Here is a 13,554-nt window from a genome sequence, read left to right as displayed (position 1 = left end):
CCTCAGCTCAGTTCAGCGCTTCCATGCGCAGCTTCGTCACCTTCGAGACCACCGTCGCGAGGCTCTCGATCTGCGCGATCGCCGCATTCACGTTCTTCTCGACCGTGACGTGCGTGATCAGGATGATGTCGGTTTCGCCATTCGCACCGTCGACCTGCTCCGACTCCTTCTGCAGCAGTGCGTCGATCGAGATGCCCGATTCGGCGAGGATGCGCGTGATCGCGGCGAGCACGCCGGTTTGATCGGCGACGCGCAGGCGCAGGTAGTAGCCGCTCGTCACTTCCTCGATCGGCAAGATCGGCGTGTTCGACAGGCTGTCGGGCTGGAACGCGAGGTGCGGCACGCGATGCTCGGGGTCCGCCGTGTGCAGGCGCGTGACGTCGACGAGATCCGCGACCACGGCCGATGCGGTCGGCTCCGCGCCCGCGCCCTTGCCGTAGTACAGCGTCGTGCCGACCGCGTCGCCGTGCACGACGACCGCGTTCATCGCGCCTTCGACGTTCGCGAGCAGGCGCTTCTCCGGGATCAACGTCGGGTGTACGCGCAGCTCGATGCCGTTTTCGGCGCGGCGCGTGATGCCGAGCAGCTTGATCCGGTAGCCGAGTTCTTCCGCGTAGCGGATGTCGGTCGCGTCGAGCTTGCTGATGCCCTCGACGTACGCGCGTTCGAACTGCACCGGCACGCCGAACGCGATCGCGCTCATGATCGTCGCCTTGTGCGCGGCGTCGACGCCTTCGATGTCGAAGGTCGGATCGGCTTCCGCGTAGCCGAGCTCCTGCGCCGCCTTCAGCGCGGTCGCGAAGTCGAGCCCGCGATCGCGCATTTCCGACAGGATGTAGTTGGTCGTGCCGTTGATGATGCCCGCGATGTACTGGATGCGGTTCGCGGTCAGGCCTTCGCGCAGCGCCTTGATGATCGGGATGCCGCCGGCGACGGCCGCCTCGAACGCGACCATCACGCCCTTCGCGCGCGCGGCCTCGAAGATCTCGGTGCCGTGCACCGCGAGCAGCGCCTTGTTGGCCGTCACGACGTGCTTGCCGTTCGCGATCGCGCGCAGCACGAGCTCGCGCGCGATGCCCGTGCCGCCGATCATCTCGGCGATGATCGCGATCGACGGATCATCGACGACCGAATTGAAATCGTCGGTGATCTGCGCGGCGCCGGCGTCGCCGCCGAGCGCGGCCAGCGCCTTGGCCGGGGTGCGCACCGCAATGCGCGTCACCTCGATGCCGCGCCCCGCGCGTCGCTTGATTTCTTCCTGGTTGCGGCCCAGCACCGTGAAGGTGCCGCTGCCCACCGTGCCGAAGCCCAACAGGCCAACTTTGATCGGTTCCATGCTGCGTGTGATCGAATGAGTAAGAATGAGTGAGTCCGTGTGGCCGTGCCGCTCAGGCCGAATGGCGCTTGCGGTAGCCGTCGAGGAAGCGTGCGATCCGGTTGATCGAATCGGTCAGGTCGTCGAAGTTCGGCAGGAAGACCACGCGGAAGTGATCCGGCGTCGCCCAGTTGAAGCCCGTGCCCTGTACGAGCAATACGCGCTCCTCGAGCAGCAGGTCGAGAATGAACTGCTGGTCGTTCTGGATCGGATAAAGCTTCGGGTCGAGGCGCGGGAACATGTACAGCGCGGCCTGCGGCTTCACGCAGGTCACGCCCGGGATCGACGTGAGCATGTCGTACGCGAGTTCGCGCTGCTTGTACAGGCGCCCGCTCGGCACGATCAGCTCGTTGATACTCTGGTAGCCGCCGAGCGCCGTCTGGATCGCGAACTGCCCGGGCACGTTCGCGCACAGGCGCATCGACGACAGGATCCCGAGCCCCTCGAGATAATCCTTCGCGTGCCGGCGGTTGTCGCCGCCGAGGCCGGACACGGCCATCCAGCCCGCGCGGTAGCCGCACGAGCGATAGCTCTTCGACAGGCTGTTGAACGTGACGGTGATCACGTCCTCCGACAGCGAACCCAGGGCCGTGTGCTCGAGGCCGTCGTAGACGATCTTGTCGTACACCTCGTCGGCGAACACGATCAACCCGTGCTGGCGCGCGATCTCGAGCAGTTCGAGCAGTAATTCGTCCGAATAAAGCGCGCCCGTCGGGTTGTTCGGGTTGATCACGACGAGCGCCTTCGTGTTCGGCGTGATCTTGCGGCGGATGTCGTCGAGATCGGGCATCCACGCGTTCTGCTCGTCGCAGACGTAATGCACCGGCGTGCCGCCCGACAGGCTGACCGCCGCCGTCCACAGCGGGTAGTCGGGCGCGGGCAGCAGCACTTCGTCGCCGTCGTTCAGGAGCGCCTGGGTCGCCATCACGATCAGCTCGGACGCGCCGTTGCCGATGTAGATGTCGTCGAGGCCGACGCCCACGACGCCCTTTTCCTGCGTGTAGTGCATTACGGCCTTGCGCGCCGAGAACACGCCCTTCGAATCCGAATAGCCTGACGATGTCGGCAGGTTGCGGATCATGTCCTGGATGATCTCGTCCGGCGCGTCGAAACCGAACGGCGCGAGGTTGCCGATGTTCAGCTTGATGATGCGGTGGCCTTCTTCCTCGAGGCGCTTCGCGTGCTCGAGCACCGGGCCACGGATGTCGTAGCAGACGTTGAGCAGCTTGTTCGACTTCTGAATCGGTTTCACGACGACACGGTTCCTGGATTGGCCTTGCGGCCGGGGGGACGGGATCAAAACTGGAAAGCGGCCGGTCTGTGCGCGCTGTCTAGACTGGGAAAAAGCGGGCGGTCGGGCGCGGCTTGTGGCGACGCGCGACGCAAATGGCGCCCGGGGGCGACCAAAAAGTTATAATTTAGCGGATTTTGGCTGACTTTCGCAATGCACCATAGCCGCGCCGGGCCCGCACCGTCGGGCGTCCCGCGTGCCCGGGCAAGCGAAACCGGCCGTCCGGGCCCGTGTGGCCCTGCGATACATTCCCCTACGGAACCGCGGAATACCGATTTGAAACTGCACCAGGACACGAGCGGCGCGCTCAACACCGTCACCGGCTACGGCCCCGATTATGTCGACGTCAATCTCGAACGCCATGAAACGAGCGTCATCGTGCTGCCCGGCGCGCCGGTCCAGGCATGGCCCGTGTCGTCGTTCGACGCGCTCGCGCCCGAGCATTTCGCGATGCTGCTCGACCCGACACCCGAACTCGTGATCTTCGGCAGCGGCGCGCGGCTGCGCTTCCCGCACCCGCGGCTCGTCGCGGCGCTCACGGCGAAGCGGATCGGCGTCGAGACGATGGATTTCCAGGCCGCCTGCCGCACCTACAACATCCTGATGGCCGAGGGCCGCAAAGTCGCCGCCGCGCTCTTAATTGAACGTTAATCCCGGATGCGGTAAAACTCGGGCCGGCGCAGCGGGTCGATCCCCCGGATCGGCCCGGCCAGGCCGCCCGCCCCCGGCGCAACCCGCCGGCGGCCCGTCACAACAACCAACAGGCTGAAAATCCATGAACGATACGCCGTCGAGGCTACCGCTCAATCGCATCACGCTCGTCCTCCTCGTCATCGCGCTCGCGATCGTCTGGTTCGCGCCGCTCGGGCTGCGCCACCTGATCCCGAGCGACGAAGGTCGCTATGCGGAAATGGCGCGCGAGATGTTCGTCACCGGCGACTGGATCACGCCGCGCTACAACGGCTACAAGTATTTCGAGAAGCCGCCGCTGCAGACCTGGCTGAACGCGCTCACGTTCGCGTGGTTCGGCATCGGCGAATGGCAGGCGCGCCTCTACACGGCCGTCGCGAGCTTCGCCGGCATCCTGCTGGTCGGCTACACCGGCGCGCGCCTGTTCAACCCGCTGTCGGGCTTCCTCGCCGCCGTCGTGCTCGCGTCGTCGCCGTACTGGAACCTGATGGGCCACTTCAACGCGCTCGACATGGGGCTCGCGTTCTGGATGGCGCTGTCGCTGTGCTCGCTGCTGCTCGCGCAGCGGCCCGGGCTGCGCCCGGCCGCGGCACGCGGCTGGATGTGGGCATGCTGGGCCGCGATGGCGTTCGCGGTGCTGTCGAAGGGCCTCGTCGGCCTGATCCTGCCCGGCGCCGTGCTCGTGCTCTATACGCTGATCGCGCGCGACTGGGCGCTGTGGAAGCGCCTGTACCTGGTGAGCGGCCTCGTGATCTTCTTCGCGATCGTCACGCCGTGGTTCGTGCTCGTCCAGCAGCGCAACCCCGAGTTCTTCAACTTCTTCTTCATCGTCCAGCAGTTCCGCCGGTACCTGACCCCGGAACAGAACCGCCCGGGCCCGCTCTACTACTTCGTGCCCGTGCTGCTGGTCGGCTTCCTGCCGTGGCTGTCGGTCGCATGGCAGAGCATCCGCCATGCGCTGCGGATGCCGCGCCAGCCGAACGGCTTCTCGCCGATGCTCGTGCTGCTGATCTGGAGCGCATTCATCTTCCTGTTCTTCAGCGCGTCGCATTCGAAGCTGATCTCGTACGTGCTGCCGGTCGCGCCGGCGCTCGCGCTGATCATCGGCGCATACCTGCCGCTGATGAGCGCCGACCGGTTCCGCCGCCACCTGCTCGGCAACCTCGTGTTCCTCGTCGTCGCGGCGTTCGGGATCATCTTCCTCGCGTACCAGGGCGATGCCCGCACGCCGAACGCGCTGTACCGCGCGTTCCAGATGTGGCTATACGCGGGCCTCGCGGTCGCGGCCGCGCTGACGCTCGCGGCCGCATGGCTGAACCGCCGCGCGGGCGTGGCCGCCGCGCTCGCCGCATTCGGCGCCGCCTGGCTCGCGTTCGGCACGATCGGCGGCACCGGTCACGACGAATTCGGGCGCTACAGCTCCGGCGCGCTGCTCGCGCCCACCGTGCGCGCCGAACTGGCGAAACTGCCGGCCGACACGCCGTTCTACTCGATCGAGATGCTCGATCACACGTTCCCGTTCTACATGGGCCACACGACGATCATGGTCCAGCGCCAGGACGAACTCGCGTTCGGGATCTCGATGGAGCCGAACAAGTGGATTCCGACCGTCGACGAGTGGATCACGCGCTGGAAGCAGGAAACCCATGCGCTCGCGATCATGCCGCCCGGCGAGTACGACACCCTGGTCAAGCAAGGCGTGCCGATGCGCGTGATTGCACGCGACAACCGCCGCGTGATCGTCGAGAAACCGCAATCGTAAGGACGCCCGCTGCATGAATCCCGTTTCGTTCGTCTGCATCATCACCGGCGTAATGCTCAACGCCTGTGCGCAACTTCTGCTGAAAGCCGGCGTCAACGCCGTTGGACACTTCGAATTCAGCCGTGCGAACATCATCCCGGTCGGCCTGAAGATCGCGACCCAATTGCCGATCATCGGCGGCCTCGGCTGCTACGTGCTGAGCGTCGTGGTCTGGATCGTCGGGCTGTCGCGGGTCGACGTGTCGATCGCGTACCCGATGCTGTCGCTCGGCTACGTCGTCAACGCGTTCGCGGCCTGGTACCTGTTCGGCGAAGTGCTGTCGGTCCAGCGGCTCGTCGGCATCGGCATCATCCTGATCGGCGTGCTGGTGCTCGCGCGAAGCTGAGCCGGCCGCCGCGCGCATTAAGCGTCTGCCTACAAAAAATCACGGTGCGATTCCGCCAACCGGTGTTTAATGCCGGTTTCGGCCGGGATCGCCCGACCCTTTTATTACACGCCATTACAGGCCAAAGCGTTCATGAGCCAGACTACCGCTCCGTTTCTGCCGTTCACCCGCCCCGAGATCGATGAGGAAACCATCCAGGGCGTCGTCGACGTGCTGCGCTCGGGCTGGATCACCACCGGCCCGCAGAGCCAGAAATTCGAAGCGGCGCTGTCCGAATACTGCGGCGGCCGTCCGGTCCGCGCGTTCAATTCGGGCACCTGCACGCTGGAGATCGGCCTGCGCATCGCGGGCGTCGGCCCCGGCGACGAAGTCATCACGACGCCGGCGTCGTGGGTCTCGACCAGCAACGTGATCCTCGAGACGGGCGCGACGCCCGTGTTCGCCGACATCGATCCCGTCACGCGCAACATCGACCTCGACAAGCTCGAGCAGGCGATCACGCCGCGCACGAAGGCCATCATCCCGGTGTTCCTGTCCGGCCTGCCGGTCGACATGGACCGCCTGTACGCCATTGCGCGCGCACACAAGCTGCGCGTGATCGAGGATGCGGCGCAGGCGTTCGGCTCGACGTGGAACGGCAAGCGCATCGGCGCGATCGGCGACATCGTGTCGTTCAGCTTCCACGCGAACAAGAACCTGACGACGATCGAAGGCGGCGCACTCGTGCTGAACAACGAGGAAGAAGCGACGCTCGCGCAGAAGTACCGGCTGCAGGGCATCACGCGCACGGGCTTCGACGGGATGGACTGCGACGTGCTCGGCGGCAAGTACAACCTGACCGACGTCGCCGCGCGCGTCGGCCTCGGCCAGCTGCCGCACATCGAACGCTTCACCGCGCAGCGCCGCGCGCTTGCGCGTGCCTACTTCGCCGCATTCGACGGCAGTGCGGCCGTGAAGCTCGGCGTCGGCCTGCCGATCGCCGAATTCGAGAACGGCAACTGGCACATGTTCCTGATCACGCTGCCGCTCGAGCGCCTGACGATCACCCGCGCCGAGTTCATGGCGCAGATGAAGGAACGCGGCATCGGCACGGGCATCCACTACCCGGCGATCCATCTTTTCACGCTGTACCGTGCACGCGGCTTCAAGGAGGGCATGTTCCCCCACGCCGAACGGTACGGCGCGTCGACCGTCACGCTGCCGCTCTTCACGCAGATGACGGACGGCGACGTGCGTCGCGTGGTCGACGCCATCAACCAGATTTGTGAACAATACGGAAAATAAGCGTACATGAGTCACCTTGAAGCACGCGCCGGGCATCCGGCCGCCGGGCACCTGGACGCCGGCCGGCCCGAAGTATCGGTCATCATCCCCGTGTACAACGAGGAAGACGGCCTCGCTGCGCTGTTCGCGCGGCTGTATCCGGCGCTCGACGCACTCGACACGTCATACGAAGTGATCCTGATCAACGACGGCAGCCGCGACCGCTCGGCGGCGATGCTCGCCGATCAGTTCCACGTCCGTCCCGACACGACACGCGTCGTGCTGCTCAACGGCAACTACGGCCAGCACATGGCGATCCTCGCCGGCTTCGCGCAATCGCGCGGCGAGATCGTCATCACGCTCGACGCCGACCTGCAGAACCCGCCCGAGGAAATCGGCAAGCTGATCGCGAAGATGCGCGAGGGCTACGACTACGTCGGCTCGATCCGCAAGCAGCGCCAGGACAGCCTGTGGCGGCGCAAGGCGTCGCAGATGATGAACCGCCTGCGCGAGCGCATCACGCGCATCAAGATGACCGACCAGGGCTGCATGCTGCGCGCGTACAGCCGCCGCATCATCGACACGATCAACGTGTGCGGCGAAGTCAACACGTTCATCCCGGCCCTCGCGTACACGTTCGCGCAGAAACCGACCGAGATCGAGGTCGCGCACGAGGAGCGCTTCGCCGGCGAGTCGAAGTACTCGCTGTACAGCCTGATCCGGCTGAACTTCGACCTCGTGACGGGTTTCTCGGTCGTGCCGCTGCAGTGGCTGTCGTTCATCGGCGTGATCCTGTCGCTCGGCTCCGCCGCGCTGTTCGTGCTGCTGCTCGTGCGACGCTTCATCGTCGGCGCGGAAGTGCAAGGCGTGTTCACGCTGTTCGCCATCACGTTCTTCCTGCTCGGCGTGATCATCTTCGCGCTCGGCCTGCTCGGCGAATACGTCGGCCGCATCTACCAGCAGGTGCGTGCACGGCCGCGCTACCTGATCCAGGCCGTGCTCGAGCAGCACGACGGCGTGCCGCCGGTGCCGGCCGGCGCGAACCGCACGGGTACCGCGCAATGAAGCCGCGCGCAGTCGTCTTCGCCTATCACAACGTCGGCGTGCGCTGCCTGCAGGTGCTGCTCGCGCGCGGCGTCGACGTCGCGCTCGTCGTCACGCACGAGGACAACCCGAACGAGAACATCTGGTTCGGCAGCGTCGCATCCGTCGCGGCCGAGCACGGCATTCCGGTGCTCACACCGGCCGATCCCGCCGATCCGGCGCTGCGCCGCGCGGTATCCGACGCGCAGCCGGACTTCATCTTCTCGTTCTACTACCGGCACATGCTGCCGGTGGACCTGCTCGCGATCGCGCCGAAGGGCGCGTACAACATGCACGGGTCGCTGCTGCCGAAATACCGGGGTCGGGTACCGACCAACTGGGCGGTGCTGAACGGCGAAACCGAAACCGGCGCGACGCTGCACGAGATGGCGGCGAAACCCGACGCCGGCGCGATCATCGGCCAGACCGCGGTGCCGATCCTGCCGGACGACACGGCCACGCAGGTGTTCGACAAGGTCACGGTAGCCGCCGAGCAGACGCTCTGGCGCGTGCTGCCCGCGCTGCTCGCGGGCGAGGCGCCGCACCTGCCGAACGATCTCTCGAGCGGCAGCTACTACGGCGGGCGCAAGCCCGAGGACGGCCGCATCGACTGGTCGAAGCCGGCCGCGCAGGTCTACAACCTGGTGCGCGCGGTCGCGCCCCCGTATCCGGGCGCGTTCACGGACGTCGACGGCACGCGTTTCGTGATCGCGCGCGCGCGCCTGGCGGCGCCCGGCAGCGCGGCGGCAGCCGCCGCGGCAGATTTGCCGCCCGGCCTGCACGTAAGCGATAATGCGCTATTCGGCGTCTGCGGCGACAGCCGCGCCCTATCCATTCTCGAGCTGTGGCAGCAGCGCGACGGCAGCGAAACCGTCGTGACGCCCGCGGAATTCGCGCAGTTCATTCATTCTTCCCGTCATTCATGAAAGCAAAAAAAGTCCTGATCCTGGGTGTGAACGGCTTCATCGGCCATCACCTGTCGAAGCGCATTCTTGAAACCACCGATTGGGAAGTGTTCGGCATGGACATGCAGACCGATCGGCTGGGCGACCTCGTCAACCACGAGCGGATGCATTTCTTCGAAGGCGACATCACGATCAACAAGGAGTGGGTCGAGTATCACGTGAAGAAGTGCGACGTGATCCTGCCGCTCGTCGCGATCGCGACGCCCGCCACCTACGTCCAGCAGCCGCTGCGCGTGTTCGAACTCGACTTCGAGGCGAACCTGCCGATCGTGCGTTCGGCCGTCAAGTACGGCAAGCACCTCGTGTTCCCGTCGACCTCCGAGGTCTACGGCATGTGCTCGGACGAGCAGTTCGACCCGGATGCATCGGCCCTCACCTACGGCCCGATCAACAAGCCGCGCTGGATCTACGCGTGCTCGAAGCAGCTGATGGACCGCGTGATCTGGGGCTACGGGATGGAAGGCCTGAACTTCACGCTGTTCCGCCCGTTCAACTGGATCGGCCCGGGCCTCGACTCGATCTACACGCCGAAGGAAGGCAGCTCGCGCGTGGTCACGCAGTTCCTCGGCCACATCGTGCGCGGCGAGAACATCAGCCTCGTCGACGGCGGCTCGCAGAAGCGCGCGTTCACCGACATCGGCGACGGCATCAGCGCGCTGATGAAGATCATCGAGAACAAGGACGGCGTCGCGTCGGGCAAGATCTACAACATCGGGAATCCGAAGAACAACTTCTCGGTTCGCGAACTCGCGCACAAGATGCTCGAACTGGCGGCGGAATTCCCCGAGTACGCCGATTCGGCCAAGCAGGTGAAGCTCGTCGAGACGACGTCCGGCGCCTACTACGGCAACGGCTACCAGGACGTGCAGAACCGCGTGCCGAAGATCGACAACACGATGCAGGAACTCGGCTGGGCGCCGCAAGCGACGTTCGACGACGCGCTGCGCAACATCTTCGAAGCGTATCGCGGCCACGTCGCCGACGCGCGCGCGCTCGTCGAACAGCAAGGCTGATCGGGACGTCCGCTTGGCTCGCATCGTCCTCAAGATCGACGTCGACACGCTGCGCGGCACGCGCGAAGGCGTGCCGAACCTCGCGCGCATCTTCGACCGCTTCAATGCGCGCGCGACCTTCCTCTTCAGCCTCGGGCCCGATCACACGGGCTGGGCGCTGCGGCGCGTGTTCCGCCCCGGCTTCCTGAAGAAAGTGTCGCGCACGTCGGTGGTCGAGCACTACGGCGTGAAGCAGCTGATGTACGGCGTGCTGTTGCCGGGCCCCGACATCGGCCGTCGTGCCATCGCCGACATGCGCGCGATCCACGAGGCCGGCTTCGAATGCGGGATCCACACGTGGGATCACGTGTACTGGCAGGACAACGTCCGTGCACGCGATCGCGACTGGACCGCGCGTGAAATGCAGAAGAGTCACGCGCGCTTCATCGAGGTCTTCGGCGCGCCGCCCGTCACGCACGGCGCGGCCGGCTGGCAGATGAACGATTCCGCGTTCGAGCAGATCGACGCATGGGGGATGCGCTACGCCTCCGACGGCCGCGGTCATTCGCCGTACCTGCCCGTCGTCAACGGCCGCACGCTGTCGCACGTGCAGATGCCCACCACGTTGCCGACGCTCGACGAAGTGCTCGGCATCGACGGCATCGACACGCACAACGTCGCCGCGCACATCCTCAAGTTCACCGAAACCAATCCGCACGACCAGGTGTTCACGCTGCATGCGGAGCTGGAAGGCCAGAAGCTCGCGCCCGTGTTCGAGCAACTGCTCGCCGGCTGGCGCGCGCAAGGCCACACGTTCGCGACGATGGGCGACTACCACGCGACGCTGGACCGCGACTCGCTGCCATCGTACCCTGTCACGTGGGGCGAAATCCCCGGCCGCTCCGGCGAACTGATCATCCAGCCCGACTGAGTTCGCACGAGCCGGCGTCGCCGCACCGCCCTTGCGGCGCGCTGCCGCGACGCCCCGCCGTACCGCGCCGCCGCAGCGGCGCCTTTCCATAACAACAGGAGAAACACGTGTCCGTCGAAGTTGACCGTCAAGTTCCCGATTTCACCGCACCGGCCACGGGCGGCGACATTTCGCTGTCCGACCTGAAGGGCAAGAAACTCGTGCTGTACTTCTATCCGAAGGACAACACGCCGGGCTGCACGACCGAAGGGCTGCAGTTCCGCGATCTGTATCCGAAGTTCAAGAAAGCCGGTGCGGAAGTCATCGGCGTGTCGCGCGACAGCCTGCGCTCGCATGACAATTTCAAGGCAAAGCTCGAACTGCCGTTCCCGCTGATTTCCGATGCCGACGAGGCGCTGTGCGCGCTGTTCGATGTCATCAAGATGAAGAAAATGTATGGCAAGGAAGTGCGCGGAATCGAGCGCTCCACGTTCCTGATCGACGCCGACGGCGTGCTTCGCCAGGCATGGCGCGGCATCAAGGTACCGGGTCATGTGGACGACGTGCTAAGTGCTGTACAAGCGCTTTGAGGCGCGTTATATTGGGCCGCAATGAATGCCAGTTCGCCCCATATTTCTCGTAGCTGCGCCGGTGCTCGTTGCGATGCTTGCCGGCACCTGACGCGCATTACGACCGTATCAGCTGAGCCGCATGCCTCTATCGACGGGGCAGCGGCTTTTTTTATGGATTGCGCGCCGGGCCTCGGTCCGGCCCTCACCGCGTCAAGGAGCTGATCGACACTTAGGCGAACCGGCTAGACGAACTTCCTGTGCGCCACCGCGCGCAAACTGCATGCGTCTACGTCACGCAGGATGCGATCAGCGGCGCACGCCATGCGACACGATTCCTCCCGAGGGACACCATGCCTTTGCCTACTCCCCCCAGCAAGCTCGGCAGCCTGCTGCCGCCCGACGAATACAAGGCGAAAGCGCGGCCCGCGAAAGCCGCGAAGAAATCCGCCGAAGGGGACGCATCCACAGCCGGTGACTTTGGTCCGGCGAGCGTGGCCCAACCGATGACCGAAGCCGCGAACACGGCCGCGCCCTTGCGCGCCGTCGCGTCTTCGGCGCAAGATGCCGCGAGCGCACCCGCACGCGGCCGCAAGACCAAGCAGACGGCCGCCCTGCTGCAGCCGATGCCGGCTCCCGCCGAACCCGCGGTACCCGTCGTTGCACGCAACGACAAACCGGCTGCCGACAAACCGGCCGCCGCACCCGCGCGCGATACCGGCGCCGCGACGAAGTCGCGCAGCCGCAAGCCCGCCGAAGCCGAACTGCAGAAATTGTTCGTGCTCGACACCAACGTGCTGATGCACGATCCGAGCAGCCTCTTCCGCTTCGAGGAACACGACGTCTATCTGCCGATGATGACGCTCGAGGAACTCGACAACCACAAGAAGGGGATGTCCGAAGTCGCGCGCAACGCACGCCAGGTCAGCCGCACGCTCGACGCGCTCGTCGCCGATGCCGGCCCGATCACGGCCGGCATCCCGCTGTCGCGCCTCGGCAGCCGCGAGGCGCTCGGCCGCCTGTACTTCCAGACGAAGCTGGCGGACATCGCGCCCGTCGAAGGCTTGCCCGAAGGCAAGGCCGACAACCAGATCCTCGGCGTCGTGCGCGCGCTGCAGCGCGACCGGCCCGATCGCCAGGTCGTGCTGGTGTCGAAAGACATCAACATGCGGATCAAGGCGCACGCGCTCAGCCTGCCCGCGGAAGACTACTTCAACGACCAGGTGCTCGAGGACAAGGACCTCCTGTACAACGGCGTGCGCGAACTGCCGCAGGACTTCTGGACCAAGCACGCGAAGGGCATGGAGAGCTGGCAGGACACGAAGACGGGCACCACGTACTACCGCGTGACCGGCCCGCTCGTCGCGTCGATGCTCGTCAACGAGTTCGTCTATCTCGAGCCGCAGAACGGCGAGCCGACGTTCCATGCGATCGTCCGCGAGCTGAACGGCAAGACGGCGCTGCTGCAGACGCTGCGCGACTACAGCCACCACAAGAACAACGTGTGGGGCATCACCGCGCGCAACCGCGAGCAGAATTTCGCGCTGAACCTGCTGATGAACCCCGAGATCGACTTCGTCACGCTGCTCGGCCAGGCCGGCACCGGCAAGACGCTCGTCGCGCTCGCGGCCGGCCTCGCGCAGGTGCTCGACGACAAGCGCTACAACGAGATCATCGTGACGCGCGCGACCGTGCCGGTCGGCGAGGATATCGGTTTCCTGCCGGGCACCGAGGAAGAGAAGATGCAGCCGTGGATGGGTGCATTCGACGACAACCTCGAAGTGCTGCAGAAGACCGACGACGCGGCCGGCGAATGGGGCCGTGCCGCGACGCAGGAACTGATCCGTTCGCGCCTGAAGGTGAAGAGCATGAACTTCATGCGCGGCCGTACGTTCGTCGACAAGTACCTGATCATCGACGAGGCGCAGAACCTGACGCCGAAGCAGATGAAGACGCTCGTCACGCGCGCCGGCCCGGGCACGAAGATCGTGTGCCTCGGCAACATCGCGCAGATCGACACGCCTTACCTGACCGAAGGCAGCTCGGGCCTCACGTACGTCGTCGACCGCTTCAAGGGCTGGGGCCACAGCGGCCACGTGACGCTCGCGCGCGGTGAACGCTCGCGGCTCGCCGACTACGCGTCGGACATCCTGTAACGCGGCTGGCCGGCCGATCGGCCGGCTGTCGACGCCTCGCGGCGCTCCTCTCAGGAGCGCCGTTTTTATTTGGGGTCGAAGACGTAAGTAACGCTTCGTCACGCAACAACGCA

At 65.8% G+C, this 13,554-nt stretch carries 12 protein-coding genes and 1 pseudogene; 10 read left to right on the top strand and 3 right to left on the bottom strand.

The genetic code is table 11. The annotated features are described in order from the left end of the window. Window positions 1-7: 7 nt before the first annotated feature. Together CFB34_RS31605 and CFB34_RS31600 are read right to left on the bottom strand one after the other, a co-directional pair. The gene (locus CFB34_RS31605) at window positions 8-1,336 is read right to left on the bottom strand and encodes a homoserine dehydrogenase (RefSeq protein WP_089440259.1); all 1,329 of its coding nucleotides are present in this window, start codon (window positions 1,334-1,336) and stop codon (window positions 8-10) included. 52 nt (window positions 1,337-1,388) lie between these two features. Further along, window positions 1,389-2,627, bottom strand: a complete 1,239-nt coding sequence (locus tag CFB34_RS31600; RefSeq protein WP_089440260.1) for a pyridoxal phosphate-dependent aminotransferase — start codon at window positions 2,625-2,627, stop codon at window positions 1,389-1,391. Between the two features lie 315 nt (window positions 2,628-2,942). On the opposite strand from CFB34_RS31600, the gene CFB34_RS31595 reads away from it, so the two are divergent. The 9 genes from CFB34_RS31595 to CFB34_RS31555 all read left to right on the top strand — a co-directional run bounded on the left by CFB34_RS31595 (window position 2,943) and on the right by CFB34_RS31555 (window position 11,306). After that, the gene (locus CFB34_RS31595; protein WP_012328660.1) at window positions 2,943-3,317 is read left to right on the top strand and encodes an Mth938-like domain-containing protein; all 375 of its coding nucleotides are present in this window, start codon (window positions 2,943-2,945) and stop codon (window positions 3,315-3,317) included. A gap of 124 nt (window positions 3,318-3,441) precedes the next feature. After that, window positions 3,442-5,118, top strand: a complete 1,677-nt coding sequence (locus tag CFB34_RS31590) for a glycosyltransferase family 39 protein (RefSeq protein ID WP_089440261.1) — start codon at window positions 3,442-3,444, stop codon at window positions 5,116-5,118. A 13-nt stretch (window positions 5,119-5,131) separates the two neighbouring features. Further along, a complete protein-coding gene (locus CFB34_RS31585; RefSeq protein ID WP_011352303.1) occupies window positions 5,132-5,503 on the top strand; it encodes an EamA family transporter in 372 nt (123 codons plus the stop codon). 132 nt (window positions 5,504-5,635) lie between these two features. Continuing rightward, complete coding sequence (locus CFB34_RS31580) at window positions 5,636-6,787, top strand: DegT/DnrJ/EryC1/StrS aminotransferase family protein (RefSeq protein ID WP_089425586.1); 1,152 nt, start codon at window positions 5,636-5,638, stop codon at window positions 6,785-6,787. Between the two features lie 6 nt (window positions 6,788-6,793). After that, window positions 6,794-7,831, top strand: a complete 1,038-nt coding sequence (locus tag CFB34_RS31575) for a glycosyltransferase (protein ID WP_089440262.1) — start codon at window positions 6,794-6,796, stop codon at window positions 7,829-7,831. Continuing rightward, window positions 7,828-8,775: a formyltransferase gene (locus CFB34_RS31570; RefSeq protein ID WP_089440263.1), complete on the top strand. Its 948-nt coding sequence runs from the start codon at window positions 7,828-7,830 to the stop codon at window positions 8,773-8,775. The genes CFB34_RS31575 and CFB34_RS31570 overlap by 4 nt, the downstream gene beginning before the upstream one ends. Further along, window positions 8,772-9,827, top strand: coding sequence for a bifunctional UDP-4-keto-pentose/UDP-xylose synthase (locus CFB34_RS31565; RefSeq protein WP_006482864.1), 1,056 nt, complete (start codon window positions 8,772-8,774; stop codon window positions 9,825-9,827). The genes CFB34_RS31570 and CFB34_RS31565 overlap by 4 nt, the downstream gene beginning before the upstream one ends. 13 nt (window positions 9,828-9,840) lie before the next feature. Continuing rightward, window positions 9,841-10,737 carry a polysaccharide deacetylase family protein gene (locus tag CFB34_RS31560; RefSeq protein ID WP_089440264.1) on the top strand — a complete coding sequence of 299 codons (897 nt, stop codon included), beginning with the start codon at window positions 9,841-9,843 and terminating at the stop codon, window positions 10,735-10,737. 107 nt (window positions 10,738-10,844) lie between these two features. Next, window positions 10,845-11,306: a peroxiredoxin gene (locus CFB34_RS31555; protein WP_006756046.1), complete on the top strand. Its 462-nt coding sequence runs from the start codon at window positions 10,845-10,847 to the stop codon at window positions 11,304-11,306. Between the two features lie 192 nt (window positions 11,307-11,498). On the opposite strand, the pseudogene CFB34_RS31550 reads toward CFB34_RS31555, so the two are convergent. Beyond that, window positions 11,499-11,743: pseudogene (locus CFB34_RS31550) on the bottom strand (hypothetical protein); the annotation flags it as partial. Between CFB34_RS31550 and CFB34_RS31545 the strand changes: the two are divergent. Then, window positions 11,639-13,441 carry a PhoH family protein gene (locus tag CFB34_RS31545; protein ID WP_089440265.1) on the top strand — a complete coding sequence of 601 codons (1,803 nt, stop codon included), beginning with the start codon at window positions 11,639-11,641 and terminating at the stop codon, window positions 13,439-13,441. The pseudogene CFB34_RS31550 and the gene CFB34_RS31545 overlap by 105 nt on opposite strands. Window positions 13,442-13,554: the final 113 nt, after the last annotated feature.

This window comes from Burkholderia sp. HI4860 (genome assembly GCF_002223045.2).
Classification (GTDB): Bacteria; Pseudomonadota; Gammaproteobacteria; order Burkholderiales; family Burkholderiaceae; genus Burkholderia.
The sequence above is the reverse complement of the archived record's forward strand: the minus strand, read 5'-3'. Positions and strand labels throughout refer to the sequence as shown.

Coding starts and splice junctions, on each gene's coding strand:
- CFB34_RS31580 (WP_089425586.1), top strand. CDS start 5,636: ATGAGCCAGACTACCGCTCCGTTTCTGCCGTTCACCCGCCCCGAGATC.
- CFB34_RS31565 (WP_006482864.1), top strand. CDS start 8,772: ATGAAAGCAAAAAAAGTCCTGATCCTGGGTGTGAACGGCTTCATCGGC.
- CFB34_RS31575 (WP_089440262.1), top strand. CDS start 6,794: ATGAGTCACCTTGAAGCACGCGCCGGGCATCCGGCCGCCGGGCACCTG.
- CFB34_RS31570 (WP_089440263.1), top strand. CDS start 7,828: ATGAAGCCGCGCGCAGTCGTCTTCGCCTATCACAACGTCGGCGTGCGC.
- CFB34_RS31545 (WP_089440265.1), top strand. CDS start 11,639: ATGCCTTTGCCTACTCCCCCCAGCAAGCTCGGCAGCCTGCTGCCGCCC.
- CFB34_RS31605 (WP_089440259.1), bottom strand. CDS start 1,336: ATGGAACCGATCAAAGTTGGCCTGTTGGGCTTCGGCACGGTGGGCAGC.
- CFB34_RS31590 (WP_089440261.1), top strand. CDS start 3,442: ATGAACGATACGCCGTCGAGGCTACCGCTCAATCGCATCACGCTCGTC.
- CFB34_RS31585 (WP_011352303.1), top strand. CDS start 5,132: ATGAATCCCGTTTCGTTCGTCTGCATCATCACCGGCGTAATGCTCAAC.